Here is a 24,307-nt window from a genome sequence, read left to right as displayed (position 1 = left end):
AATGGTCGTGCGCAAGGAACTTTGGAACGAAATCAGGGAGCTGGTCCTTGAGGAGTACCGGGAAAGCCACAACCTTCTCGGCATAATCAGGGCCGTCGTTGAAAATTGTGTCCAGTACATCGAGGATGCCGCCGTTTCGTTACAGGGCGTTGCCAGCGTTGAAAATGCCTCTGGCGAATGGCTTGACTTGTTGGGAAAAATAGTCGGCCTCGAACGCAATCCGGGGGAATCCGACGAGTCGTTCCGTTCGCGGATTCTTGAATATGCGAAAGTGAACAACGCAGGTACGATTGATTACCTTATTTCCAATGCAATCGACAAGTCGGGCGATCCTGCACCGCAGTACATGGACGAAGTTCCGCTGACATTTTTCGTGTACACTCCGAACGGAAGGCAGCTGTTACGTAGTACGGTTAAGAGGCTGGCCCCTGCAGGGGTGCTGGGGTTGCCCGGTGCGGCCGTTGAAATGGGTGACGGCTCGCTTCTGGCGGATGCAAACGGCAAGCTGTTCCTGATGGTGGCCGAAGACAGCCATGTCGGCGAAAGTTATCAGCTTGTTACCGAAGAGGGCGAATCCATTCTTACCGAAACTGGAGAAAATCTCGTTACAGAATAGAGGTTGTTATGGCAGAAAAGAAAATTTCAGAACTCGATACCAGTACGCTTGCGGCGATGAAGACCGCAGGTGCGTACATTCCTATGGCCGTTGAAAACGACAAGACGTACAAGGTTCCGGCGAGTGACATATCGGACAATACTATTGTATTGGTGGCGACCTTCGATTCCCAAACCCAGCAAATAGAATGGCCGGATTCCGACGATGTTGTAAGTGCCGTGAATGACGGAAGATACGTCACCATTGAATATCGGAATCCTGCAAATTATGTCGATAAGTTCTTTCTTTATGGATACATGAAAAATGAGGTCTACAGGTTCTCTTCCAAGACGAACAACCTATTCCTAAAAAAAATAAATGGTGCTTACACGTGGACTTTATCGGACTCTAGCGAATATGAAGCTGGCGACGGAATCGATATCACTAACGGTGAAATTTCCGTAAAGCTGGGAACAGGTCTTGAATTTGAAGACGACGGCGGCGTGAAGGTTGTCGCACTTGATATTGAAGAAATCCAGGGCGTGGTGACGGAAGAGGTCGAGGAAGCCGTTGAAACGCTGCACTCCAAGATAATCTACACTTTGGACCTCGGATCTGTTCAGGGTGGAAATACGATTCAAGGAAACGGTTCTATTTTCGCCAAGGGGACGCTGTTCTCTCCGAACATGGACCAGGAAATCAATACGACCGATTCTAAGATTTTCTATGCAACTAATCAGACCGGGAACTGTGACTACCTTTACCTTTGCCTGTACGAGTATGACTTGGCAACAAATACTATCAACTGGGTCGCGAATACGGACAACGTGGCTTCGCAAGTCTCCACTACTGGACTTCATGCCGCTTCGATTACGCAGTGCAAGGATAATGCGAAACTGTCTTCAAGCAAGCTCTACTTCCTTGTGATTTTGACCAATGCGAACTCAGTCAAGTTCATCGGAAACACCTATTCGGAAAACCTGAACACTACACCGAAATTGGGGTGGTATACGGACAACCTGAGCATGACAGACCGCAGTGATCCGGCAGAAATCAAGACGACTTTCGCTACGATGGCTCCGCAGGGTGAATCCCTTTACAGGTTCTTCGCGGCAATTTCGAATGTAAGCGTATCGCAGGGGGCTTAAAATGAATTACGGAAAAAATTATTTGGCAAAACAGACGGACGAACGTTCGCAAAGGATTTTTTCAAGCGGTATGTACAAGTCCGGCCGTGAATGGAACCGGCATGTCGCACCGCACATAATCGACGATTTTCTCGACGACATGGAAGGCGAGGACGCGACGTTGTGGATTACGAACGCCGGAGTCCTTACGTTTATTTCGGTAGGCATGTTCGACAGTGCGGCAAGGTACATCCAGGGTGTTATCTACGAAAAACTCGACGATGCCCAAAAGGCTATTGCGGACAGGCTTGTCAAATCCCTTGATGAGGCGGACAATACGGAGGAATAACAATGGCGCAGAACATAACTACACTTCTTGAAAAAGACTATGCGGACACGCTATCGGGCAACGACCTTTTCTACCTAGTCCAGGGAACAGGAAGCAACCGTGACAGGAAACTGCAACTGTCCGCGCTTGTCGCCTACATCATGGCTGGCGGCTCTAACGAGATGACCCTCCACAAGTTGACCATCGGCGGCGCCTATTGGGAGGATAGGCAGAATGTCGGCCCCGTGATTGAAGGCCTGCATTTCGTTATCGCCGACAGTGCTGAATTCAATTCAGTGACCATCAAGAGCAATGCGCAGAGAGGCGGCAATATCGGTTACGGCAGCAACGGACCCTTCATTAACAGCTTCTACAGCATCTCTGCCAACGTCCTCGAGGGCGTGACATTGGATATTTCCGGTAACGGCTCTATCGATGGCAACCTTGGCGTAACTGGCGATGTCACCGTTGGCGGTGACATCGGTGTCACAGGTGATGCCAACATTACGGGCGACTTGTCCGCCGATGACGTCATTGCGACAGGAACGGTTACGGCCGACGGCGGCTTTGAATCTAACAGCGGCGACATCAAGACTTCGAACGGCAACCTTGAAGTAGGCGGTCACGTCAAGTTCGGTACCGGTTCAATATACACGGCTTCTACCTCAGGCGACGAGTCGAGCATTACCTCATCCCTCTCAAGTTTGAGTGACGGCACAGTAGCGTTAATCGTTAACAAGACGGGAACTGCCTTGCAGTTCAACGACAACATTTTTGCAAAGACCTTATTCCAGGTGCCCGGATACACTGCCATACAGGTCGTAAAGGTTGACGGCAAGGTTTATCCTGTCGGCGGTGACTACGTATAGCAAGGAAAGGAGGAGGCTATGGATATAACAGGAATCGACCTCGGTGCTCTTGCGGCGGCACTCGGAGCGGTGATAAAGTCGCTGCATTCCGACCGCAAGGCGGATTCCGCAAAGAAGGGGCTGGACGAGCGGATGGCGGTATTGGAGACAAGGATGCAGCAGAACGACAAGCGTCTCGATGACGGGGATGCCGCATTCCGAACGCTTGACCAGAAGATAGACCGCAACAATGAACTTCTTAACCAGCTCATAGGCGAAGTCCGGGCCGGGAGGAAGTGACAGTGTGGCTTATGCTTTTGATTCTGATTGTCGGCGTAATCATCATGGAATGGCCCATGAAACCGAAAAAGTAGGGAGGTGCGATTATGGCAGTGACGGTAAAGAAAGCCTGGGTTGACAGGCCGTTCGTGTGGCACAGGGACAAGGACGGCTCCCGCGTTCTGATGTGGAGCGACACCCTGCACCTGCAACTTGTAAAGGACGGCGTGGAATTTGCGGCGGCGTTCCGTTTCCGTGGACGCGACAGCGAGCCGGGCGGTTCCGGGTTCCGTTGCGACGGGCTTTCTGTTCCCAGGCCGCTTCGCTGGTTCATGCCCGACTGGGACGACGTCAACGAGCTGTACAACCTCGCCGGGGCCGTGCACGACTGGCTATACGCCTCCGTGGGCGCATACGGAATCTTCACCCGCTCGGAGTGCGACGACATATTCCGTGGAATCCTGCGGGAAGCCGGGGTGTCGAGGTTCAAGGCATCGACCGCCGATTTTATGGTTGGCCTTTTCGCTGGTTGCCGCCTTCACTGGGGTAACGATTCCTACGGTGTACGTGGGCTTGTAAGGATGGAGACTTGCGTATGATGGTGCTCGTCCGCCAAATCCGCACGGAAAAGTCAATCCTGGGGTCGCTTTACCTGAACGGTGCGTTCGTCTGCTACACGCTGGAGAACGCCGCCAAGGCCATCCCTACGGGCTGCTACAACGTACAGAACTCCAAGTCAACGAAGTTCAAGCGGGAGCTTCCGCTGGTGTACAATGCGACAGTCAAGGCGAGCCGTGGAATCCGTATCCATCGCGGCAACACCTGGGAGGATTCCGCCGGTTGCATCCTTGTCGGCATGAGCCACAACAGCGAGGCTTACAAGCCGGGCGTGGAACCCGCCGTGTTCGAGAGCGCGAACGCCGAGACCATGGTCACGATGCTCTGCAGGAACGAGAACAGGCTCGCGATTTATGAGCCGCAATAAGTTTAGAGAGCCGACCGGGAAAATCCCGGAAGGCATTTAACAAGCCAGCTGAAAGGAGATGATAAGATGGCTACATACAATGACAACAACGAAAAGGCCCCGGTGACGGGTGTCCTCGGCACTACCTTCGGTAGCGTGGCACTTGCCGCTGCTACTGGACTTCTCAACGGAAACGGTCTCGGAGGCCTGTTCGGGAACTAGAATCCCGCAGCAAGCCCCGTGTACCAGCTTTCGCAGAAGGACAACGAAATCGCCCAGCTCAAGGCGGAAAAGTACGCCGACGGCCAGGTGAAGGAAACGGTAACGGAAGTGCCGCCAAGGCTACGTCCGTGAACGCGACCAAGGCCTAAACCAAGGTTCCGCGAAGACCCGGGGTGGCGTGGAGAAATCCGCGTCACCTTTTTTGTTTTTTTTAATTAGGTATTGACATATACACAAAAAAAGTGTATATTATGGATATGTACGAAGTGACTTTATCCAAGGCAGCGAAAAAATCCATTGAAAACCTACCTATGGTCGATAGGAAAAAGCTAAACCGACTTATTGATTCTCTGAAAACGACGGGTCCTATGCAGCCTTCATTCAGGAATTTTTCTAAGCTAGGAAAAGACACGTATCACTGCCACCTATCCTATAGCTGGGTGGCTTGCTGGAGAAACGAAAACGGAACATTAACAATCGAGGTTTACTATGTTGGCAGTCGTGAGAAAGCCCCGTATTAGGGTGTCGGCAAAAGTCATTCCCGAAAAACTTCTTGACTTTCTCAAGGAGAATTTCGGTGGCGTTGAAATTGAACCGGAAACCTATGCGCCCGAGGACATTCCCGAGCTTGTGGAGGCCAGGGAAATGACTTCACCTGGTGAAGCGATATACCTTGATAGGGACCTTCGCGGAATGACCCAGGCGGAACTTGCGGAAAAGCTGGGTGTTGCGGTCACGGTAGTTTCTGACATGGAAAACAACAGGCGCCCGGTTTCAAGGAAGATGGCGGTGAAGTTGGGCGAAGTGTTCGGTACTGATCCTGCTGCTTTTTTCAAGTTCTAGAGGCTTGATTATTTAATAAGAACAGCCCCCGGTAGTGTGATACCGGAGGCTTTTTTATCGTGGGGAAACGAAAAAACTACTGCATGGGCTTCGAACGCGGCCCCCTTTTGAGGCCCTTGTCTGCACGAGGGGCGCGGTTCTTTGCCCCCTTCGGCCTGCCGCCGTACTTGCGGCCGTTCTCGGCGGAGGTTGGTGTTGAGCGACTTCCTGTCATTTGACTGTGTATTGAACGAACTTCGCTATCAGATAATTCGTGCTGGCAATAAGGACAATGTGCGGCCATAAGTTTATCTCCTGTTATTACCTAATTAAAATAGATAAATTTTCTTTCCGTGTCAAATTAAAGGTGGTGAGAAAAAAACATTTGTTGAGTAATGCTTAACAAATGTTTATTTTTAGAAAATACTGGAGAGACATCATGCAAATTATCGAGAAACCGTTGGGCGAGTTGCGCCCATACGAGAACAATCCGCGTATCAACACCGATGCCGTTGACAAAGTCGCGAACAGCATCAGGGAGTTCGGATTCCAGGTGCCTATCGTAATTGACCGCAACGGGGTCATAGCCGCAGGTCATACCAGATACGAGGCCGCGAAAAGACTAGGACTTGAAACGGTGCCGTGCGTCGTGGCTAGCGAACTTTCCGACAAGCAAATCAAGGCCTACCGTCTTGCCGACAACAAGGTGGCCGAGATTGCGGCATGGGACTTCGGAAAGCTCAATTCCGAACTTGCGGAACTTTCCGACCAGTTCGACTTTTCCGACTACGGGTTCAACGCATTCTCTGCCGACTTTTCCACCGAGCAGGATTCAGATGCTGGAGAAGGCGAGGGCGGACCTCTGGTCGAGGACGACAATTACAACATCACTTACGAGATAGCCTTCAACGACGAGGACGAGCAGTCCGAGTGGTACAGGTTCATCGCGGCCACCAAGAAGAGGTTCCCCGAAAAGGAAACCGTAGCCGAACGCATCCTGTGCGCTGTCCGGGAGTGGATGAAGGAGGGGTAGCCATGGCAATGCGCCACAGAATTAAACTTGACTCCGACGTGTACACCGAGGCCAAGAAACGCATACGGCACATAATCGCCACGTTCGACAACGTGCTTGTGGCTTTTTCCGGCGGCAAGGATTCCTGGGCGACGCTCAACCTGGTACAGGAAGTCTACGACGAACTGGGAATTACGGATAAAGTAAAGGTTTTCTTCCGCGACGAGGAAGTGATATCCGACAGCGTTGTGAGTTTCGTGCAGGGAATCTACGAAAGCGGCAAGTTTGATTTCCGTTACTATGCGATACCGCTGGTGTCGCAGAAGTTCGTGCTGGGAAAGACGGAAAAGTACGTGCAATGGGACCGAAACAGGAAATGGCTCAGGCAACCGCCTGAATACGCTATCCGCATTCCAGACAATGAATACCGGGAGTTCGACCAATACACGACGGACGCCTTCGTATGCAAGAACGAGAAGGGCAGAGTCGCCATCGTGAACGGAATCCGTGCGGACGAATCGCTGGTGCGCCTTCAGTCGTGCGTAAACAAGCGCAACGAGAACTACATCTGCGGCACGAAGGAACCTCGGATCAAGAACTGCAAGCCGATTTATGACTGGAACGAGCAGGACATATTCCTCTACTTTTACAAGAAGGGCTTGAAGTACTGCGACATCTACGATGCAGAGACATTAAACTCCATGGAACTACGTGTTTCTACTCCCTTCCATGCCGAGAGTGCAAAACACTTCGACAAGATAAGGACGCTCTATCCTACATACTACCAGCAGCTGGTTGACCTTTTTCCGGAATTCATTCTGCAGGCCCGTTACTGGAAAGAATTCAAGGGCGGTTCCAAGGATACGGTTTACGAGAAATACGAGCATTCGTTCAGAGGAATCTACCGCTATATCGACGACAATCTTCAAGGCGTTGAGCGCGAACTTGCAATAAAGCGTGTGAAGACGGTAGAGACATCAAGAAGGAATGCCGGTGACGGAAAGAACCTTGGTGCCTATCCGGTGAGATACGTGTTCGAACAGGTTGTGAACGGAGCCTTCAAGCGCAACATTCTGCCGAAGTCCAAGCCCAGCAGCCTGGATTTCGAGTTCGAAGGACTGGAGGCTCCCGTATGAACATAGAACGGATTGATTACAAAAAGGCATTGGAACTGAAGAGTCTTGAAAAGGAGAGCATCGATTTCAAGTTCTATCCTAACTGCCAGTATATCGGCGCTTTTGAAGACGGTCGCCTTGTCGGAATGGTTGCGTGGCAGATGGTTGGTCAGAGCCTTCGCTTAAAGAGCGATTGCGTGCTCCCTGCATTCAGAAAACGCGGGGTGTACTCCAAACTATGGGTGGCAAGAGAAAAGGCCACCGAAGGTATCAGGCGTGCAAGCGATACGGCTTTCTGCACTGCAATGTCTTTGGGAATGTATCTGTCGAAAGGTTTTGTCAAGGGAAAGACGAACAAGTACGGTATAACCTTTGTGAAGAGGTCTGTCAAATGAAAATCGAAGAAATGCCTATTTCTAACGTTCAATGGGTCGATGTCGAAAAACTTTCAGCGAACGACTACAACCCGAACGTAGTGTTCTCCAAGGAAATGGAACTCCTGAAATTCAGCCTTCTGCGGAACGGCTGGATTCAGCCGGTTCTTGTCACCCAGGACTTCGTGATTATCGACGGGTTCCACCGTTCCACAATCGCGAAGGTTGACAAGGACGTGAAGGCCATGAGCGACGGCAAGGTTCCAGTAGTGGTGATGAACCTGAGCGAACCCGAAAGGATGCTTCTCACGATCCGAATCAACCGTGCCAAAGGTTCGCACATCGCGTTGAAGATGAGCGACATCATCAAGAAACTCGTGAACGAGTACGGAGTGCCGCCAGAAACCATCTGCAAGGAAATCGGGGCCAACCGCGACGAGGTTGACCTGCTCATGCTCGAAAACGTTTTCGCAGCAAAGAAAATCAACGAGGAAACGAAGTACTCGCAGGCCTGGGGCGTGCGCTAACGTACCTCGAAGGAAACGGAGTCTACAAGCTGATGTGTATCGATAAGTGGAACTGCGCTCGTGCTGCCGTGCCGCCTACGGGCCTTGAGCGTCTTTTCGGAAACGGCGGGGTACTTGGAGCTGTCGCGTATGGCTCTAGTAACTTCGTCGCGGTAAAAAGTGCCTATGGCATTTGCAAGCGTGTCTACATCCATTTTTCCGGCAAGCACCAGCGGAACGTTCCTCGCAAGAATACGTTTGTAAATCTTGCGGAAATTTTCTTCGGCATACTTCATGAAAGGGCGTGCCACTATTTCAGGATAGTGCCGACCTTCTGCCGTCGTGCCTTCCTGCCGTCCGTAGTTCAGGGTTCGCGCTATGAGTGCGTTCGATGCTGGAGCCTTTATGGCAGGAGTAGCCTTTCCGGTCTTTTTTCTGGACTGGAGATTTTCGTAGGCGATACGGGCGGTGTTGTTGCCGTCAATCCAACCTACAAGGATTTTCTTTTTCGCAAGGTCTTCGAGAGCCTTGAATTTCTCTACGAGTTCTTCGGTTTTGGTCATCATGTCATAAATATAAATAAGGTTCGCCATGGCTAGCAAGGAACAGATGTCACTTCATTTCGACTACTACTCTGTCAAGGAGATAGCCAACAAAATCGGCTTTCATCCCGACACGGTGTATGACTGGATAAAGAACCGCAATATGCCGGTACGCCGAGTAGGACGGCAGGGCCGTATAACGATATACTGGCCTGATTTCGCAAAGTGGTGGTCGGAACCTAACAATTTCTAGGGATGCCATGGTAGAAGGCCAGGACATGCGTTCCATCGGCCGCAAGGGCGGCAAGGCTTCGGGACTGGCAAGGCTCCGTAGCAGGGAGACCCGCGAAATCGCGAGGTCCGTCCTTTCCGCAAAGTTCCTTCCGCAAGGCAAGTTATCGGAATCGCTCAAGAGCATCGGAATAGATACAAGTAAGCCGATGCAACTGCGGGCCGCGATTTGTGCCGTGATGGGTGGAATGGCACTTTCCGGAAACATCAAGGCTGCATCTTTCATTTTCGATTTGGCGGAGGAAACGAACAACTCCAAATTCACGGCAGCAAGGCGCAAGATGCTCGAACGCATGGCTGACGCTCCTGAAAACGTGACTGTTGACGAGGACGGCTCGATACCTACTCCCGAAAAGCTGGGAGAAATTAGGCGGCAGGCCATAGAGCTGGGGGTGTACGAAGATGCCGACTAGTGAGATGATACAGCTTTCGCGCAGGAACCTTCTTGCGTTCGTCACGCCGACCATGCCTACCTATTCCATAGGGTGGGTACATCGCGAGATTTGCGGTCGCCTGATGAACTTCTTCGCAGACGTGATGGAAAAGAAGTCGCCTAGATTGATTCTTACGATGCCGCCTCGTCACGGCAAGAGCCAGCTGGTGAGCAAGCATTTTCCTTCGTGGTGTTTCGGGGTAAACCCGGATATTTCCTTTATCGCGGCAAGCTATTCCGACAGCCTGTCGAAGCGAATAAACAAGGATGTTCAGAGAATCATGGATAGTTCAGACTACCATCTGATTTTCCCGAAGACATCGCTTTCGGGCAGGGGTAGCAGTTTTTCACGGTCCACGAACCTTCTTGAAATACCTGGTCATTCAGGGAGTTTCAGGAGTACCGGTATAGGTGGCGGTATCACCGGCATGGGCTGCGACATCCTCAGCATCGACGACCCGTTGAAGGATCGCCAGGAAGCAAACTCAATCACTATCCGCGAGCGTGTGTGGGACTGGTACACTTCGACCGCTTATACGCGACTTTCGCCAGGTGGCGGCGTGCTTGTAACCCTCACTCGGTGGCACGAGGACGATTTGGTTGGACGTCTACTCGATGCGATGAAGAAGGGGAGCGGCGACCAGTGGCAAGTAATCAACTATCCTGCTATAGCCGAGGAAGATGAACTTCACCGCAAGAAGGGCGAGGCCCTGCATGAGGCCAGGTACCCGCTGGAAATGCTCGAACGCATCAAGGTAAACGTCGGATCGTATGACTGGAACTCGCTATACCAGCAGCACCCTACGCCCGTCGGAGGCGGCATAATCAAGCGCGAATGGATTCGCACTTACGAAATCATGCCGAAGGTTTTCGACGTGGTGATTCAGAGCTGGGACTTCACCTTCAAGAATTCCGATTCTGCCGACAACGTGGCCGGAACTGTTTGGGGCAAGGTTGGGGCTAATTACTATCTGCTAGACTGCATAGCAGAAAAGATGGACTTCGTGTCCAGCATAAGGGCGTTACAGCGCACTACGGCAAAATGGCCGCAGGCCATGGCTAAAATCGTGGAAGACAAGGCCAACGGTCCGGCGATTATTTCGTCAATGAACAGGGAAATTTCGGGGCTGATTCCGTTCAATCCCGAAGGCTCCAAGGAAGCCAGGGCTTTCGCGGTGAGCCCTCTTTTCGAGGCTGGGAATGTCCTTATTCCTGCAGAAGACGAAAGGCATCCGTGGGTACGGGAATATGTTGACGAACTTACGATGTTTCCGGGAGCACCGCACGATGACCGTGTGGACTCCACGACACAGGCGCTTCTTTACCTGTCGAACGGTGGCGGTATGCAGAGCGTGATAAACTTTCTTTAACAGGAGAATAGACGATGGCAAAGAAAACGACTACAATGATGGATGGATCCTACGAGAACCTGGTTACTGGTCTCGGCAAGGCAGGCATGGACAAGAGCGCGAATATCCGCGCTAAGCACTACATTCCTGCAAACCTTACGGAACTCGCTTCAATGAAGGTTCAGGACGGCATCGCGTCCTTTATCGTTGACGGAGTTCCCGAGGCGGCGCTCATGAAGGATATTTCAGTCACGAACGATACCGAAGGCGAGGTGCTGAGAGATGCTACAAGGCTCGGATTTTTCCGGGCTGTCAAGAGGGCCGGCTCGGAAATGCGCCTTACTGGCGGCTCGGTAGTAGTCACTGAATACGAGGGTGACAATTCAGAAACTATCAGCGAGGAACCTTCCGCTGGAGCCAAGGTCAAGGGGTACCGCGTGTATTCCGCAGGGCGTGTGAACTTGCGCAAGGAAGATTTTGACGGAGAGGAACCGAGAATTTTCCGCTGCAACAAGATCGACGGCACCGACGTCGAAATCCATGCCTCCAGGTGCACCGTTTTCCACGGCGTGGAACTGCCGGACGTGCTCAACGGCCATAGCTTGCGAGAAAGCTACTTCGGTGTATCGGCGCTCTATCCGATTGAACAGGCGCTGAAGGAACTTGCTGCCGTTTCCGGGGCCATTGTCAACATGGCGCAGGAAACAGGAACCCTGCTCATGAAGATGGGCGGACTTAACCTGATGATGTCTAAACCCGATTGCGGTGTGGCAGACATCCACAAGATGATGTCTTTGGTGAAACTCTGCATGAACAGCTTGAGGGCGGCTTTCGCAGGAAAGGACGACGGCTTCGAAATCCTGAGCCACAATTTTGCAGGACTTTCGGAAATTTGGCAGAAGTGCATGAATATCGTCGCGGCAAAGTCCCGTATTCCGGTGAGCATCCTTTTCGGACAGAGTGCTACCGGACTCGCACAGACGAACGAGGGCGACACCAAGGCGTGGTGCCAGACGGTTGATGCCTGGAGGGCCGATTACCTCTACCGTCCGATGTGCAGGCTCATCGAGGACTTTTCGCGCAGGAACCTGAACAAGGACTACTCCGAATTTGAATGGGGCGCCGTTGACGAAATGACGCTGAAACAGACTCTCGAAGCCCGCAAGCTCCAGGCAGAGACCCTCAATATCTACTACAACATGGGAACGCTCTACCCCGACGAAGTGCGCAAGAACGTTTTCGAGAACGGCCACAGCTGGGAAGTGTCCGTAGAATCCAAGTAGGAGAAAAGAAGCCATGCTGAACGATTTGGTAAGGTTCGCGAACGGCGTTGAACTCGCCGTAGGTAAGAAACGGGGCCGTCACCCTGTGTTCAACGCAAACATGTTCTACCCCTATGTTCCCGAAAGGGAACTCCAGGGGGCGACAAGGAACGAGTTCATGCGCTTTATCGAGGAGGCACTTTCTGCGGCCATGCTCGGAACGCAGCTGGGTGACGACATCGAGGAACTCTCGGACCTTGAACCGAATCTTTCGGACGGCTTCAAGAGCGAAATTGACAGAATCGCCCATGCTATCGACAAGAAGGCAGTAGACAACTTCGCGAAACAGTCGGAAATGATTATCGGTAAGCCTTACTATCCGGGTTCAGCAAAAACCGAAATCCTTACCAACTGGGAATCGAACTTCCAGCTCTTGTGCAAGAGTGCTGAAACCGATGCCAAGAATGACATCGCCCAAATCGTTCAACAGGCGAAAAACGAGGGCTGGAACAAGAACCAGCTCGAAAAGGCCGTCAAGAAACAGTTGCCTGAAAAATACAGGAACCGTGCAGAACTGATAGCACGTACCGAGACGGCGAAGCTCAACAGCGAAATAAACCGAGCCACGTACAAGGAAATAGGCGTAGAATACTACGTGTGGATGACCACGATGGACGGACGCGAACGTTCTAGCCATGCGGAGATGAACAACGTAATCTGTTCAGTGAGCAATCCCGATGTCTACTACGAGGAAAATCCGAACGATCCGATGCACCCAATCGAAAAACCAAGAACCGGCGCAATGGTGCACCTGCACCCAGGAATGGACTTTCAGTGCCGGTGTTCTATGGTCGCGTGGGACCCCTACATCAACGGCAAGTACGAGGTCAAGGAAGGTTCTGTAGAAAAGCCGGAAGAACCCAAGACAACCAGGGAGATATTGGAAGAGACCGCACAGCAGCTCGAACAAGCCCGTGAACAGCTCGAAGCCGCCAACAGGAAAACGGAGATACTGCAACAAGCCCAGGCACGACACGCCGCCAGGACGCAAGCCGAACGTGAAGACATCATTAAGCGTCTGAACAACCGCCTGGAAGTCCGCAAGCTCACGAACGAGGTTGTCAAGGAAGCCGAAGGAATCAACGGAGTCGAACTTGACAAGCTGAAAGAACTCATGAAGGGCGGCTCTAAAAAGCAGTACGTCGAGATGAACAACCTCGCCAACGAAATAAAGTCGAAGGTCAATGAACTGAAGGCAATGAAGTACGTCCAGAATCCACTCCAGGTGGCCAAGGATTTCGACTACCAGACTGCCGTCACGATTGAAAAGTCTGTAGAAGGAAAACTCAATAAATGGGACTTTGAAAACATTTCTCTGGAACAGAGAAAGAAAAAGTTGGAGTTCGAAATAAACTGGGTCGAGAACAACAAGAAATACCCAAGCTGGAAGGTAGCCCAGGATGCCTACATGAAATTGCTTGTCGAAGTGAACAAGGATATTCAGGTAGAAGCGATTGAACAGGTTTTGCCTGACTTGAAGGCATACGCATCTACGCACAAGCGCTGGCCTAATTTCAAGAAATGGCTAGGTGAACTTGAAAACATGGTAGCGAACAAGTCGGCGTATACCGAGACTGAATTGTTGAAACAACTACAGAAGGTAGAAAAGGAACAGGCGCGAATCAAGCAGTATGATCCGAAGCCAGCAATGAATAATTCTGCGAATGACTTGACCTATATGTCGAACAAGGACGCGAAAAAGCTGATTCAGGAGTTTCGTAAAGTCACTGACGATAGGGCCGATGCTGCCTTCCGTCCTTTGTCCGAACAGCTTTGGGCGCAATACTCGCAGGAAGAGAAAACTGTCCTCACAAAATACACGCAGACATACAGCTATCTGAATGAACCTTTAAGAAAAATAACGTATTATGGCGGTAGGCCTTTGTCAGAATACACAAACGATTTGCCTATTATGACAAATGCGATTGAAAAATCAGTTATTCCGAGCGACATAGTTGTGTCTAGGGGAACAGATGATTTTATGACTTCTGCAGGTATAAACCTGTCGTCACTGAAAAAAGGAGATACCTTTATCGATGGAGCTTTTTTGTCAACTGCGGTAAAGGAAGGCAACGGGCTGACCAAAACTTACACGTTGAAAATAGCCGTTCCGAAAGGCGCCAAGGGAATTTACGCCGAACCTTTTACTCACTACAACGATGCCCATAAACATGATTTTGACACCGGAGTTCTCTGGAACGGAAAAAATAAAGAATCATTCGGCGGTGAGCGCGAAATGATTCTTCAAAGGGGTTCTAAACTGGAAGTAGTAGAAGTCCATGGTAAGACAATCTACTGCAAGTTGGTAGGTCAGCTATACAATCAGCCGTAATACTTTTCGTAGAATTTTTTGAAACTTGGAATTGACTCGGATACAGAATAAGCATCTTTCATGTAACGGTTGAAAAGGAGCGCCTTGAAACCTTCGGGAATACCGTCGTTTTCTCGGTATTGCTTGATGTATCCGTGATACTCTTCGATAAGGAATTTCTCGTCACCAGTGAAAGAATATCCGCGTTCGTAATCCCAAAGCATGGCCTTGTCCTGGTCCTTTCCGTAGAACGGATTTTGCTCCTCGTCCTTGAAGTACCTGAAAAAATTATAAGTCTTTGCCATACAGCTAGTCCTCCGTGAAGTGCTGTTCGAGTGTTTTCCAGTCGTCCGGCCTGAACACCGGGGCGTACCGTTTGCCCAGAAAGTGGATGTTCAAGAAATACTGCGCGACGCTAAGGGGGTGCTTGAACCGGTTGTGTATCATCATGTGGCATCGCCAGCAGACAACCTTGACGCTTTTCTGATGCTGTTCTGGGTTCGTGTAGTCCTCGGCATGGTAGTGCCGGATCCCCTTGTCCTGCCCACAAATCGAGCAGGGGAGCGTGTTCGCTGGTGGAACCCTGCCAGCCGCTATTTCCGCCTTGAAGATTTCGTGCATCTTCAGTCGCTGTTCCTTGCTGAATCCTTTATAACTGACCATAAATATACCTAATTAAAATATAGTTTATTTCCGACAAAGGTGTTATACCTTTGAAAAAAAGTGGCACCCCGCCCGAGGATGAAGGAGATGATGAAAGTCCGGGGGCAGGGTGCCGAGAATCATTCCGAGACCTCGCAATAGTCCAGGTTGACGAACCTGTTGCTACGTTGCTGGGCCGCATTTATCGCGTGTATGATGCGGTTACGTGCATCCGAAGCGCTTTCCGCATTCACCAGTACCGTCCTTCTGCGGCTACCGCTGAGCCTGTAGGCAACCTTGAATTCGTGAATCATGCTACATACTCCTCGAAGAACTTCCTTGCGATGTAGATTCCGTTTGGGGTGTTCTGACGCTGCCATGCTCCGAACCGTGGAGACCACCTGAATCCATTCGCCTTCAGTTTGGCCCGGATGGCCTCGTCTGGCTTTCCGTCGAAAATGAGCTGTACACGTGCAGCCTCGTAGTTAATCTGCATCCGAAGCCCTTCCTTTTGCAAATCGGGGCTATTGCCGTTTTCCTTCTGTTCAGCTGCCAGCTGCCTGGACTTCTTCAACTGTTCAAGGCGAGCTTCCTTGTTTCGGATATTGGCCTGTTCCTGGTCCGTGAAGAAAAACTTGTTGACCTTGTACGGGAATTGCTTGATGTAGTCTTCAACCTCTTTTTTTTGTTCATCGCCCATGCCCTCGCAGAACTGGGCGCCTCCTGTCCTACGGATGGACTTGTTCCATGTGACGTGCTTCTCGTGTTCTCCTTTCAGGAACTCAAGATGGGCTTCCATCTTTTCTACAGCCAGCGGATCGTCCGTGGCGATGACCTCGCCATATCCGTTTTTACCGTTTCTCCAGTAGGACACCTGTTCTTCCGTGGTCATGGCCTTCATGAGCATGTCGCAGGTGTTCTTGATGAAGCGTTCCCTCTTTTCGTCCTTTTCCTGGAACCGGTTCATGGCCGCGTCCAGACGCTTGTTGTACCTGTTGAAATTGTAGTTCGCGGGTCCTGCAATGTGCCATGGAACGTTGCTTGCCTCGAAATTTGCCATGTCGTTGTACTGTTCCGCGACCAGCTCGCGCCATCCGGCTTCGCGTTCATCAAGGATTTCGCGCTGCCTTTCGTTGAAGGCACCGATGCGCTTTTCAAGGTCTGTAAAATTTTCGCGGAAGGAATTTGTCGCGACCTGGGCATCCCTTTCGAGTCCGTTGCCTCTGTTGAAGAAGCTGTTGTCGTTTGCCAGTTCAATCAATGTCTCGTTGATAATAGTCATTATTTCATCTCCTTTTGTGTTATGGTTAAGCCCTCAGGATGGGACACATTGAGTAATATCCTAGTGGAAAACAGACTTCCTGTCCGTCCCACACGTTCGGGCGCTTTCTGCTGGTCTCTCCAGTTTCAAGGTCGAGAAGTGTCACGGTTTTCTCAGTCCTCTTGACAACCCTGAAATTCAGGACAATGTCGCTGTCGCAAATCATCCTGCACTTGTAATCCTTGCCCTCGATGAATTTCTTGATTCCGTCCATGATGTACCCATAGAAAGTGAAGTCGTAGTATTCTTCGGAGCGTCCGAGGCTCCAGCCGTCGCAGCCGAGCTTGTTTGTAACCTTGTAGCCAACCTTTCGGTAGCGCTTTTTCTCGACATCAAAAAGGCGGACGTATTCGCCGTTGGGGTCTTCCTCGTAGACCGCTTCCTCGATGCGGTCGCGCCAGCGTCCGTTGCGAAGAACCAGGTGCTTGACGCCGCCATCGGGCTTGCTGAAGTAGCGGTATTCCTGGCAATCGCTCATCCCGTTCTTGTCGATCCGTTCGCAGCCCATCTGCCGGATTGTGATGTGCTTCTCGTCCTTGACCTCGATGATTTCCCAGGGGTGCCTATCGCTGTAGCAGCACTGGGTAACGCCCATGCCGATTTCGGGTTTAGGCTGGATGGAACGTTCTGCGAGCCTGTTATTGAGGGAGCCGTACCAAACGTTACTCATGGCTACACCTCCTTCGCGTAGATTGCGTACTTGTGGTTAGGATTTTCCCTTTCGAGCCTTGCCTTGGCCGTCATGGCCTCGGTGTCGCTTCCGAACTTTCCGCAGTAGATTCTTCCGCTTTTCATCTCCTGCCATACCGTGAATACAAACCTTGATGTCATTGTCACCTCTTTCTTTTTGTTTCGGGAACTTTACCGTTCCTTTATTACAAATATAACTAATTAAATCAGATTTATTTATATTGTGGATAAAAAAAGACGTGTTATTTTTCTTATTCGCAGCTTATCCGTGGAAAATCGGTTGTTTCGATGAAAAAAAGTGTGCTTTTTGAGACGATTCCGCAGAAAAATTTTGTGTGCTTTTTGAGACTACACGCCTGGAAAGTAGTGTTTATAAGGAATGCCGAAAACAGCTGACTCTTAATCAGCGGGTCGCAGGTTCGACCCCTGCATCATCCACTAAAAACCGTCTCCACCCCGAGGCGGTTTTTTATTTTTGCGACGAACTGGCAATATAGCGGGTTCATGGGATGTTTTGCAAGGGGTATTCTTTCTATTTTTAGCGCACTAAATTGAGGTTTTAAATGATCGTATCTTGGATGACCACCAACAAGTGTAACCTGACCTGCAAGCACTGCTACCAGGATGCAGGCGAAAATAAGGCTGCTGAACTCACAACGGCAGAAGCCCTCAAGCTGATTGACGAAATCGCGAAGGCGGGGTTCAAGATTATGATCTTTAGCGGTGGCGAGCCGATGACACGCCCGGACATTGTGGAGCTGGTGGCCCACGCTTCGAGCAAGGGACTTCGTCCGGTGTTCGGCACGAATGGCACGCTCATTACGCACGACCTGGCCATTGAACTCAAGAAGGCTGGTGCCATGGCGATGGGAATCAGCATCGACAGTATCGATCACGATCGTCACAATGAATTCCGTGGCCTTCCGAACGCCTTCGAACTTACGATGATGGGTATCGAAAACTGCAAGGCGGCAGGACTCCCGTTCCAGATTCACACGACCATCATGGACTGGAACCAGAACGAAATTTTCGACATCATGGACTGGGTCAAGGAAATCGGCGCGGTGAATCACCAGATTTTCTTCCTCATCCCCGTGGGTCGCGGCAAGGAAATTGAAGGTCACGCCCTGCGTGTTGCTGAATACGAAGGACTTCTTCGCAAGATTATGGAAAAGAGTCGCACGCTCGGTATTCCGGTAAAGCCGACTTGCGCTCCGCAGTTCCTGCGAATTGCCGACCAGCTCGGCATCAAGACGCGTTACAGCCGCGGATGCCTCGCGGGCCTAGACTACTGCATCGTAAGCCCTATCGGCAAGGTGCGCCCCTGCGCCTACATGATGGAAGAAGCGGGCGATGTGCACGACACGCCGTTTGACGAAATCTGGGCGAATGCCGAAATCTTCAAGAAACTCCGTACCAAGGCTTATTCCGGTGCCTGCGGCAAGTGCAAGTTCAACGACCGCTGCGGCGGTTGCCGCGCCCGTGCCGCCTATTACCACGACGGCGACTACATGCAAGAAGATTCGTATTGTGCCTACGGGAGAGGACTTTAATAGTTCAGAGTTCGGAATTCAGAATTCAGAGATGAAATATGAAATGTGAAGATTTAATAGAAAAAAACAACTCCGAACTCCGACCTCCGAATTCCGAATTAGACGAAAAGTACATGCGTATGGCGCTCCGCGAAGCCGAAAGGGCTTTCGATGAGAAGGAAATTCCCATCGGTTGCGTTATCGTTAAGGACGGCGTGGTGATAGGGAAGGGCCATAACCAGATCGAGATGCTGAGGGATGCCACGGCCCATGCCGAAATTTTGTCCATCGGAACTGCCGCGAGCAGTCTCGAAAACTGGCGCCTGGACGGTTGTACTTTGTATGTAACTCTGGAGCCTTGCCCGATGTGCGCTGGAGCCATTCTCAATAGCCGAGTTTCCCGCGTAGTCTACGGATCTCCGGATACCCGCTTTGGCGGCTGCGGCACGACCATCGACGTGATTACGGGCAATGCCCTCAAGCGCGATGTCGAAGTGGTGGGCGGAGTACTTGCCGGTGAATGCCTGGGCCTTTTGAAGGCTTTTTTCCAGAAAATGCGCCTTGAAAAAGGGGATAGCGGCAACAAAGGGGAAAATTAATTCAGAATTCAGATTTGTGAATTCGGAATTATTTTAACCCAGAATCTTGTTTTTCGGATTGTTCTGGAACTTGAACTCCAGATTCCGAAATCCTAGTTGTTTTAACTCTGAAATCCGAATTCTGAATTCCGAATTACTATATTCATAGTATGAATTTCTTTAAGTTTTTTGCGAGCTCTGCAGCTCTGTTTGCTCTTTGTGCCTGTGATGGGAATGAATTCGTTCTTGCGTTTAACACCCAGAATGTCCCCCCGCAGACGTATTACCTTGAAACATCCCTGAACGCGATTCTTCCGGTGACGGATTCCGTTTCGGCTACGCCCGAAGCGATGAACACGCATCTGAATGTTCGTGCGACAAATTCTCTCCTGACGGCCTACGATGACGGCTCCGCCAAGTTCCAGTTGAAGATTAATTCTGTGGATTATAAGTCCGACAAGCGCTCCGTCGAGGAATTCCGCAGCATGGAACGCTATATGTCTACGGAACATTTCCAGTTCAAGATGGCGAAGGACGGCTCCGTGCGCGATCCTTTCATCGAAGATTCCGTGATGCTCGGAACCGAGGCCCTTGACCTGATTCGTATTTTCCTGAAGGTGCAGCCCCTGCTGCCGGGAAAGGCCGTTCGTCTTGGCGAAACCTGGGAACGTCCTGTTGAAATTCCTGGCGCATCGGGTAAGACGGTGGTGTATAAGTCGTTTACGCTCGAAGACCAGTATGTCCATGACGGTGTCCAGATGGCAAAGATCGGGATGAACCTCAAGTATAAGGAAATCCCCGATTCAACCTCAGACCTCCGTATGGAAAGCAATGGCTTTATCGTGGGAACTGGCTCGATTCTTTTCGATATGACGCACGGTGCGATCTCCAGCGTCAAGATGGAACTGACGGGTGACCTGAGTGTCAATGATATTGTGGCAGACAATGTCATTCCCGATATGCATGTGATTCAGAAAATCAAGCTGAGGAGTGAATTTTGATTTCTCGTTTTAAGAAATGGTTGGGAGTGTTGATTTCGACTCTGCTGTTTGCCGGTGCAACGGTGGCAGGGGAGATGCCTTTTCCGCCGATTGAAAACGGAAAGGTGAAACTGGTGGTGGCGGACAGCCCATACCTGCTGGAACAGGGCGCTGTCTTTTCGGCTAAGGACACTTTGGAAATCGAACCGGGCGTGACCGTGCTCATGGGCGAATATGCTAAGCTCATGTTCCGTGGCGCCGTCAAGATTATTGGTACAGAAGCTGCTCCGGTAGTTTTCAGGAGCGCAGATTCCGTGAAAAGCTGGAACGGAGTGCACTTTGTTTCGGCGAACCGTCCTTTTGAAATCAAGAACCTCGTTATCGAAAATGCTTTCCGCAACACGGTGTTCCGTTCCAAGGGTATTTTCGAAAATGTCAAGTTTGTGAACAACTACTATGGCCTGTGGATTGATGATGTTCCAGAAGTTTTCCTGGCACATTGTGAATTTATTCGTAACCGCTATGCGCTTTCGGTGCGTGCAGGACAGGTCATGTCGACGGAAACGGTTATTTCCAATAACGTGTACGGCCTGTATCTGGAACCCGGTGGAAAATTCGATGGCGACAAGGGCCTGATCAAGGACAATCTTGAAGCCGACGTGCGCAACGAAGCCGAGGAAATGGCCGCTCAGGGCAAGCGTGTCAATCGCAATATCTGGCACCGCATAGAAACCGCTTTCTAAGGAGTCTGAGTGCAAGAAGCGTTCCGCAGGTCCATTCGAAAGATGACGGGCAACAGTGTCCGTCTTTCGGTGCGTCCGAACCGCTCGACGATGATCGCGACACTTTCGCAGTCAATGATGGTGACATGGTCTATCGTGCTGCACGAACACTTGGATGCCATGCTGAACGACCCGGCGGTCAATGTCGGTACTTCGGAGCTGATTTCCTTTAGCGAGACGGCGTGGAAATTGGCGGATTCCAGCTTCCCGCAGATTATCGCAGATGCCAATAAGCTTTACGACGAATTCCGCACCAAGTGGATGCAGCGATTTTCGACGGACGAAGTGATGCGCCTCCTTTTGGAAGGTGGTGACTTTTTGCATCACGACGAGGAAAAAGGCTGGGCGTTGACCGTCAAGAACAACAAGCAGGATATCAACGCTTTCTATTCGGCGACGATTCACCTGCTGGTGAGCGACGCCGAACCGTTGTTCGTCCGCATGCACGGCCGTGTGATGCAGCTCCAGGAAAAACTCTGCAAGTACTGGCACTCCGAAAGTGCCGTGGATGCGGTTTCCAAACTGCTTCCCAGTTTGGAAGCGTCGCTCCGCGACAAGGAAAATGCCATGGTGGTGTCGTTGCGTAGCTCGCTGAATAGCCTCGCGAAGAAGCGTTTCGCGGCTGCCTTCAATACGAAGGGGGCGCCCCATTATTACAGCTCGGCGTCTTCGTGCGCCCGTAATATTTGTCGTTTCTGGAATCCGCATTACGCCTACGAAAATGCGTTCCTCGCGTTTACCGATGATTTTTGTGATTACGCCCGCGGGCTCACCATCCAGATTATTGAATGGTACCAGAGCAAGTGGGCTTTGTTCCTGCGCGGATTTTCGCGCGGTCAGTTGAATTTATTCGAAACAACAGCCTTGAAGAAGGCTTAAGGATGCAGGTATAAAATGAAAAATGCATTTCAGATGATTTTGGCGCTTACCGTGGTCGGGCTCATCGCCTTGATGGCGGCCGCTTTTTATTTCGGCGCCCCGTTGTTCGGCTGGGTTATCATGGTGGCCATTTTTGCCGTGTTCATCGGCGAACAGCTGGTGGCTCTCAAGACGGTCAAGCTGGTAGCAGCCGAAAACGAAGTCCTGGAAACCTGCAAGAACCGTGGCGGTTATGTCTCGGGCGACGGTGTCGTTGCCAAGCGCGTTGCCTTGGCCAAGAGCCTGCTCGCCAAGAAAATCCGCCTCGACTCCTCGATGGCCTACGAAGTCCTTTCGAATAGCGTTGGCATAGCCGTTCCGCGTAGCGCCAGCGGCTCGGTCATCCTGCTTGGCCTTATGGGTACTTTCTTCGGTTTGATGTATTCCGTGGCCACGGCGGGTGGTGCTATTGACAATTCTACGACGCAGGGAACGCTCGATACGATTCAGCTTTTGTTCCAGAACATGAAGGGTATTTTCGGCACTAGCCTTTGTGGTTTGTTTGCGGCCCTGATTTTGAATGCGAGCCGCAATATGATGATTGCCTCTCGCGATGAATTTGTTGCCCGCCTCGATGCCTACACGCTTGATCTGCAGGGAGATAGCGAGACGGAAGAGAGCGAAGAAGTTCGTGCGAAGAATGAACTGGAGCGTCTCTTTGATTCTGTCGAAAAGAATCTGTCTACGGTGGCATCTTCTGTAAAGGAAGGCCTTTCTGGCGTTGTTGCGATGGTGGGCGAGGAACTAGCCTCGACGACTGCCAAGCTGAACGAATCCCTGGCTTCCGCAGTTGCAGGAATGAATAAGTCCGTCGAAAATTTGGGTGCTTCTGTGAGCGGTTCGCTTTCGGGTGCGTTTACTCCGATGGAACAGAATATCAAGACACTTTCTGCTTCCGTGGAATCGATCCCGGCTAAGCTTGATGAAAAATTGAATGGAATTTCTGCTACGCTGAACGGCGGTCTCGAAGGTATTTCTTCTGGAGTCAAGTCTTCGCTGGAAGGCGTTTCGGGTAACGTAGAATCAGCTCTTGCGAAGGTTGCTTCTGATGTGAAGTCTGGCCTTGACGGCGTTGCCGCCGCGACGGCCCAGGCGATGGAAGGTTCGACGAAGGATATCGCCTCTGCGGTTTCTGAACAGGTCAAGCAGTCGAACGATCAGTGGAATTCCTTCATGGAACGCCTCGCCGCCGAAACGACGGCTAATGTGGATTCCCAGAAAGAAGGTCTCGAAACGCTCAAGAATGTGGCTCTTCAGGTGGCCGAAAAAGCCCAAGCGGGTTCCGCAGAACTTTCTCAGTCCGTTGCCGAAAAACTCTCGACCCTTTCTTCCGATATTCTCGGCGCCTTCCAGAAACTTTCCGAAACTTCTGCCGTGCTGCTGGAAGCCCAGAAGGCTCTCACCGAAAGCATCGACAATCGCGTGGTCAAGGAAAAGGAAGCGACGGACGCCTTGGGTGGAAACATCGTGGAAACCGCAGAACTGATGCGCGTGAACCAGTCCGAACTCAGCGCAAACCTCGAAATGCTGCGTGCTGGCCTCGAGACGATTCTCGAAAAGCTTTCGGGCGATACCGCAGAACGCGAAGAGGAAGAAAGCTTCGTGGAACATCTCAACCAGTCTCTCGAAGCCTTCCACGAACGCGCCAGCGAAGTGCTTATGGAAAACGCCGTCAAGACGCAGGAAATTTTGCTCGAGGTGCTGGAGCAGACGCAGCGCAGTTCGTCTGTTGCTCCCGCAGAACAGCCTAAGGTCGAGGGCTAACGGATGCGCTTGAAAAGAGACGAAAACAGCAATCCCTGGATGGCCTACACGGACTTGGGCGTAGCCCTTGTCTCGTTGTTCATCCTTGCGTTTGTGGCGATGGCGACCCTTAAGGAGCAGAAGGCTGAAGACCTTACGCGTACCGAAGAGGAAGTCCTCAGCTGCCAAGAAGAAATGCGCAAGATAGCGGCAGAACGCAATGCGCTTTTGTCCAAGAGCTTGCAGACCTCTATTGAGGCAGGCCTAATCGCACTTGAAGACGGCAAGATTCAGATTCAGGCTTCTTTCCTTTTCCCGATTAACGGCGCCGATCTCACCAAGGAAGGCGAGGGCGTGATTCGCGGCATCAGCAAGGGCCTTCTGGAAGCGCTTGATTCTACCGACGTGATTATGGTGAGCGGCTTTACCGACGATACTCCGGTGAAGTCCAAGACTTACACCAACTGGAATTTGTCGACCGAACGTGCAGTGAACGTGGTAAAGACACTGATTGCGCAGGGATTCCCGCCGGACAGGCTCTTTGCCGCGGGCTTTGGTGAACACATGCCCAAGTACCCGAACGACAGCGAAGAACACCGCCGTCTGAACCGTCGCGTAGAAATCGGCGTTACCCCCCTGCAGAAGATGGAGAATAAGTAATTCGGAAGTCAGAATAATCTC

Annotated in this window: 33 protein-coding genes; 25 read left to right on the top strand and 8 right to left on the bottom strand. The window is 51.2% G+C overall.

The genetic code is table 11. From position 1 onward, the window contains the following. Window position 1 precedes the first annotated feature (1 nt). The 9 genes from BUA93_RS08040 (at window position 2) to BUA93_RS15745 (ending at window position 5,206) form a co-directional block, all read left to right on the top strand. Window positions 2–616 (top strand): baseplate wedge 1 family protein, encoded by a 615-nt coding sequence (locus BUA93_RS08040; protein WP_072978656.1) that lies wholly within the window; start codon window positions 2–4, stop codon window positions 614–616. Between the two features lie 8 nt (window positions 617–624). Next, on the top strand, window positions 625–1,743 hold the full coding sequence (locus BUA93_RS08035; protein ID WP_072978655.1) for a hypothetical protein: 1,119 nt from the start codon (window positions 625–627) through the stop codon (window positions 1,741–1,743). A gap of 1 nt (window position 1,744) precedes the next feature. Continuing rightward, complete coding sequence (locus BUA93_RS08030) at window positions 1,745–2,071, top strand: hypothetical protein (protein ID WP_072978654.1); 327 nt, start codon at window positions 1,745–1,747, stop codon at window positions 2,069–2,071. Window positions 2,072–2,073: 2 nt separating this feature from the next. Further along, window positions 2,074–2,919 (top strand): bactofilin family protein, encoded by an 846-nt coding sequence (locus BUA93_RS08025; protein WP_072978653.1) that lies wholly within the window; start codon window positions 2,074–2,076, stop codon window positions 2,917–2,919. An 18-nt stretch (window positions 2,920–2,937) separates the two neighbouring features. Beyond that, entirely contained in the window at window positions 2,938–3,198 is a 261-nt protein-coding gene (locus tag BUA93_RS08020; protein WP_072978652.1) for a hypothetical protein, read from the top strand. Between the two features lie 86 nt (window positions 3,199–3,284). Next, window positions 3,285–3,776 (top strand): DUF1353 domain-containing protein, encoded by a 492-nt coding sequence (locus BUA93_RS08015; RefSeq protein ID WP_072978651.1) that lies wholly within the window; start codon window positions 3,285–3,287, stop codon window positions 3,774–3,776. Continuing rightward, entirely contained in the window at window positions 3,773–4,162 is a 390-nt protein-coding gene (locus BUA93_RS08010; RefSeq protein ID WP_072978650.1) for a DUF5675 family protein, read from the top strand. The genes BUA93_RS08015 and BUA93_RS08010 overlap by 4 nt, the downstream gene beginning before the upstream one ends. A 66-nt stretch (window positions 4,163–4,228) precedes the next feature. After that, the gene (locus BUA93_RS16665; RefSeq protein WP_256374673.1) at window positions 4,229–4,363 is read left to right on the top strand and encodes a hypothetical protein; all 135 of its coding nucleotides are present in this window, start codon (window positions 4,229–4,231) and stop codon (window positions 4,361–4,363) included. 489 nt (window positions 4,364–4,852) lie between these two features. Next, window positions 4,853–5,206, top strand: a complete 354-nt coding sequence (locus BUA93_RS15745; protein WP_083597263.1) for a helix-turn-helix domain-containing protein — start codon at window positions 4,853–4,855, stop codon at window positions 5,204–5,206. Window positions 5,207–5,282: 76 nt separating this feature from the next. On the opposite strand, the gene BUA93_RS16230 is transcribed toward BUA93_RS15745, so the two are convergent. Continuing rightward, complete coding sequence (locus BUA93_RS16230; protein ID WP_175547397.1) at window positions 5,283–5,420, bottom strand: hypothetical protein; 138 nt, start codon at window positions 5,418–5,420, stop codon at window positions 5,283–5,285. Window positions 5,421–5,624: 204 nt separating this feature from the next. Between BUA93_RS16230 and BUA93_RS07995 the strand changes: the two genes are divergently transcribed. From BUA93_RS07995 to BUA93_RS07980, 4 genes are read left to right on the top strand one after another with little or no spacing between them, the layout of a single operon-like run. After that, window positions 5,625–6,218 (top strand): ParB N-terminal domain-containing protein, encoded by a 594-nt coding sequence (locus tag BUA93_RS07995; RefSeq protein ID WP_083597309.1) that lies wholly within the window; start codon window positions 5,625–5,627, stop codon window positions 6,216–6,218. Window positions 6,219–6,220: 2 nt separating this feature from the next. Then, the gene (locus BUA93_RS07990; protein ID WP_083597262.1) at window positions 6,221–7,333 is read left to right on the top strand and encodes a phosphoadenosine phosphosulfate reductase domain-containing protein; all 1,113 of its coding nucleotides are present in this window, start codon (window positions 6,221–6,223) and stop codon (window positions 7,331–7,333) included. After that, on the top strand, window positions 7,330–7,707 hold the full coding sequence (locus tag BUA93_RS07985) for a GNAT family N-acetyltransferase (protein WP_072978648.1): 378 nt from the start codon (window positions 7,330–7,332) through the stop codon (window positions 7,705–7,707). The genes BUA93_RS07990 and BUA93_RS07985 overlap by 4 nt, the downstream gene beginning before the upstream one ends. After that, window positions 7,704–8,213: a ParB N-terminal domain-containing protein gene (locus tag BUA93_RS07980; RefSeq protein ID WP_072978647.1), complete on the top strand. Its 510-nt coding sequence runs from the start codon at window positions 7,704–7,706 to the stop codon at window positions 8,211–8,213. The genes BUA93_RS07985 and BUA93_RS07980 overlap by 4 nt, the downstream gene beginning before the upstream one ends. On the opposite strand, the gene BUA93_RS07975 is transcribed toward BUA93_RS07980, so the two are convergent. Then, window positions 8,210–8,758 (bottom strand): hypothetical protein, encoded by a 549-nt coding sequence (locus BUA93_RS07975; protein WP_139257887.1) that lies wholly within the window; start codon window positions 8,756–8,758, stop codon window positions 8,210–8,212. The genes BUA93_RS07980 and BUA93_RS07975 overlap by 4 nt on opposite strands. Before the next feature lie 25 nt (window positions 8,759–8,783). Here BUA93_RS07975 and BUA93_RS16760 point away from each other — a divergent pair, with 25 nt between their 5' ends. From BUA93_RS16760 to BUA93_RS07950, 5 genes are read left to right on the top strand one after another with little or no spacing between them, the layout of a single operon-like run. Next, window positions 8,784–8,987: an excisionase family DNA-binding protein gene (locus BUA93_RS16760; protein ID WP_072978645.1), complete on the top strand. Its 204-nt coding sequence runs from the start codon at window positions 8,784–8,786 to the stop codon at window positions 8,985–8,987. 7 nt (window positions 8,988–8,994) lie between these two features. Next, entirely contained in the window at window positions 8,995–9,438 is a 444-nt protein-coding gene (locus tag BUA93_RS07965) for a hypothetical protein (RefSeq protein ID WP_072978644.1), read from the top strand. Continuing rightward, entirely contained in the window at window positions 9,428–10,828 is a 1,401-nt protein-coding gene (gene terL, locus BUA93_RS07960; RefSeq protein ID WP_072978643.1) for a phage terminase large subunit, read from the top strand. Before BUA93_RS07965 ends, terL begins: the two co-directional genes overlap by 11 nt. Window positions 10,829–10,842: 14 nt before the next feature. Then, window positions 10,843–12,090 (top strand): anti-CBASS protein Acb1 family protein, encoded by a 1,248-nt coding sequence (locus tag BUA93_RS07955; RefSeq protein WP_072978642.1) that lies wholly within the window; start codon window positions 10,843–10,845, stop codon window positions 12,088–12,090. A gap of 13 nt (window positions 12,091–12,103) precedes the next feature. Beyond that, on the top strand, window positions 12,104–14,461 hold the full coding sequence (locus BUA93_RS07950; RefSeq protein ID WP_072978641.1) for a phage minor head protein: 2,358 nt from the start codon (window positions 12,104–12,106) through the stop codon (window positions 14,459–14,461). Here BUA93_RS07950 and BUA93_RS07945 read toward each other — a convergent pair. The 6 genes from BUA93_RS07945 to BUA93_RS16220 all read right to left on the bottom strand — a co-directional run bounded on the left by BUA93_RS07945 (window position 14,452) and on the right by BUA93_RS16220 (window position 17,234). Continuing rightward, on the bottom strand, window positions 14,452–14,745 hold the full coding sequence (locus BUA93_RS07945) for a hypothetical protein (RefSeq protein ID WP_072978640.1): 294 nt from the start codon (window positions 14,743–14,745) through the stop codon (window positions 14,452–14,454). The two genes, BUA93_RS07950 and BUA93_RS07945, sit on opposite strands and share 10 nt — an antisense overlap. A gap of 4 nt (window positions 14,746–14,749) precedes the next feature. Further along, the gene (locus BUA93_RS07940) at window positions 14,750–15,103 is read right to left on the bottom strand and encodes a hypothetical protein (RefSeq protein WP_072978639.1); all 354 of its coding nucleotides are present in this window, start codon (window positions 15,101–15,103) and stop codon (window positions 14,750–14,752) included. Window positions 15,104–15,222: 119 nt separating this feature from the next. Then, window positions 15,223–15,396, bottom strand: a complete 174-nt coding sequence (locus BUA93_RS16225; RefSeq protein ID WP_175547396.1) for a hypothetical protein — start codon at window positions 15,394–15,396, stop codon at window positions 15,223–15,225. Continuing rightward, on the bottom strand, window positions 15,393–16,364 hold the full coding sequence (locus BUA93_RS07935; protein WP_072978638.1) for a hypothetical protein: 972 nt from the start codon (window positions 16,362–16,364) through the stop codon (window positions 15,393–15,395). Before BUA93_RS07935 ends, BUA93_RS16225 begins: the two co-directional genes overlap by 4 nt. A 25-nt stretch (window positions 16,365–16,389) precedes the next feature. Next, window positions 16,390–17,073, bottom strand: a complete 684-nt coding sequence (locus tag BUA93_RS07930; RefSeq protein WP_072978637.1) for a hypothetical protein — start codon at window positions 17,071–17,073, stop codon at window positions 16,390–16,392. A 2-nt stretch (window positions 17,074–17,075) separates the two neighbouring features. Then, window positions 17,076–17,234, bottom strand: coding sequence for a hypothetical protein (locus tag BUA93_RS16220; protein WP_175547395.1), 159 nt, complete (start codon window positions 17,232–17,234; stop codon window positions 17,076–17,078). A 422-nt stretch (window positions 17,235–17,656) separates the two neighbouring features. Between BUA93_RS16220 and nirJ2 the strand changes: the two genes are divergently transcribed. The 7 genes from nirJ2 to BUA93_RS07890 all read left to right on the top strand — a co-directional run bounded on the left by nirJ2 (window position 17,657) and on the right by BUA93_RS07890 (window position 24,286). Then, window positions 17,657–18,646, top strand: coding sequence for a putative heme d1 biosynthesis radical SAM protein NirJ2 (nirJ2, locus tag BUA93_RS07920; protein ID WP_072978636.1), 990 nt, complete (start codon window positions 17,657–17,659; stop codon window positions 18,644–18,646). A gap of 38 nt (window positions 18,647–18,684) precedes the next feature. Continuing rightward, entirely contained in the window at window positions 18,685–19,224 is a 540-nt protein-coding gene (gene tadA, locus BUA93_RS07915) for a tRNA adenosine(34) deaminase TadA (protein ID WP_072978635.1), read from the top strand. A gap of 149 nt (window positions 19,225–19,373) precedes the next feature. Continuing rightward, complete coding sequence (locus BUA93_RS07910; RefSeq protein WP_072978634.1) at window positions 19,374–20,204, top strand: hypothetical protein; 831 nt, start codon at window positions 19,374–19,376, stop codon at window positions 20,202–20,204. Beyond that, the gene (locus tag BUA93_RS07905) at window positions 20,201–20,926 is read left to right on the top strand and encodes a right-handed parallel beta-helix repeat-containing protein (protein WP_254793908.1); all 726 of its coding nucleotides are present in this window, start codon (window positions 20,201–20,203) and stop codon (window positions 20,924–20,926) included. The genes BUA93_RS07910 and BUA93_RS07905 overlap by 4 nt, the downstream gene beginning before the upstream one ends. 9 nt (window positions 20,927–20,935) lie before the next feature. Continuing rightward, window positions 20,936–21,844 carry a hypothetical protein gene (locus BUA93_RS07900; protein ID WP_072978633.1) on the top strand — a complete coding sequence of 303 codons (909 nt, stop codon included), beginning with the start codon at window positions 20,936–20,938 and terminating at the stop codon, window positions 21,842–21,844. Window positions 21,845–21,859: 15 nt separating this feature from the next. Next, window positions 21,860–23,647, top strand: a complete 1,788-nt coding sequence (locus tag BUA93_RS07895) for a fimbrial protein (protein WP_072978632.1) — start codon at window positions 21,860–21,862, stop codon at window positions 23,645–23,647. A 3-nt stretch (window positions 23,648–23,650) separates the two neighbouring features. After that, window positions 23,651–24,286, top strand: a complete 636-nt coding sequence (locus BUA93_RS07890; RefSeq protein ID WP_072978631.1) for an OmpA/MotB family protein — start codon at window positions 23,651–23,653, stop codon at window positions 24,284–24,286. Window positions 24,287–24,307 lie beyond the last annotated feature (21 nt).

The sequence above is a fragment of the Fibrobacter sp. UWH4 genome, assembly GCF_900142475.1.
GTDB lineage: Bacteria > Fibrobacterota > Fibrobacteria > Fibrobacterales > Fibrobacteraceae > Fibrobacter.
This window is presented reverse-complemented; position numbering and strand designations above follow the sequence as displayed.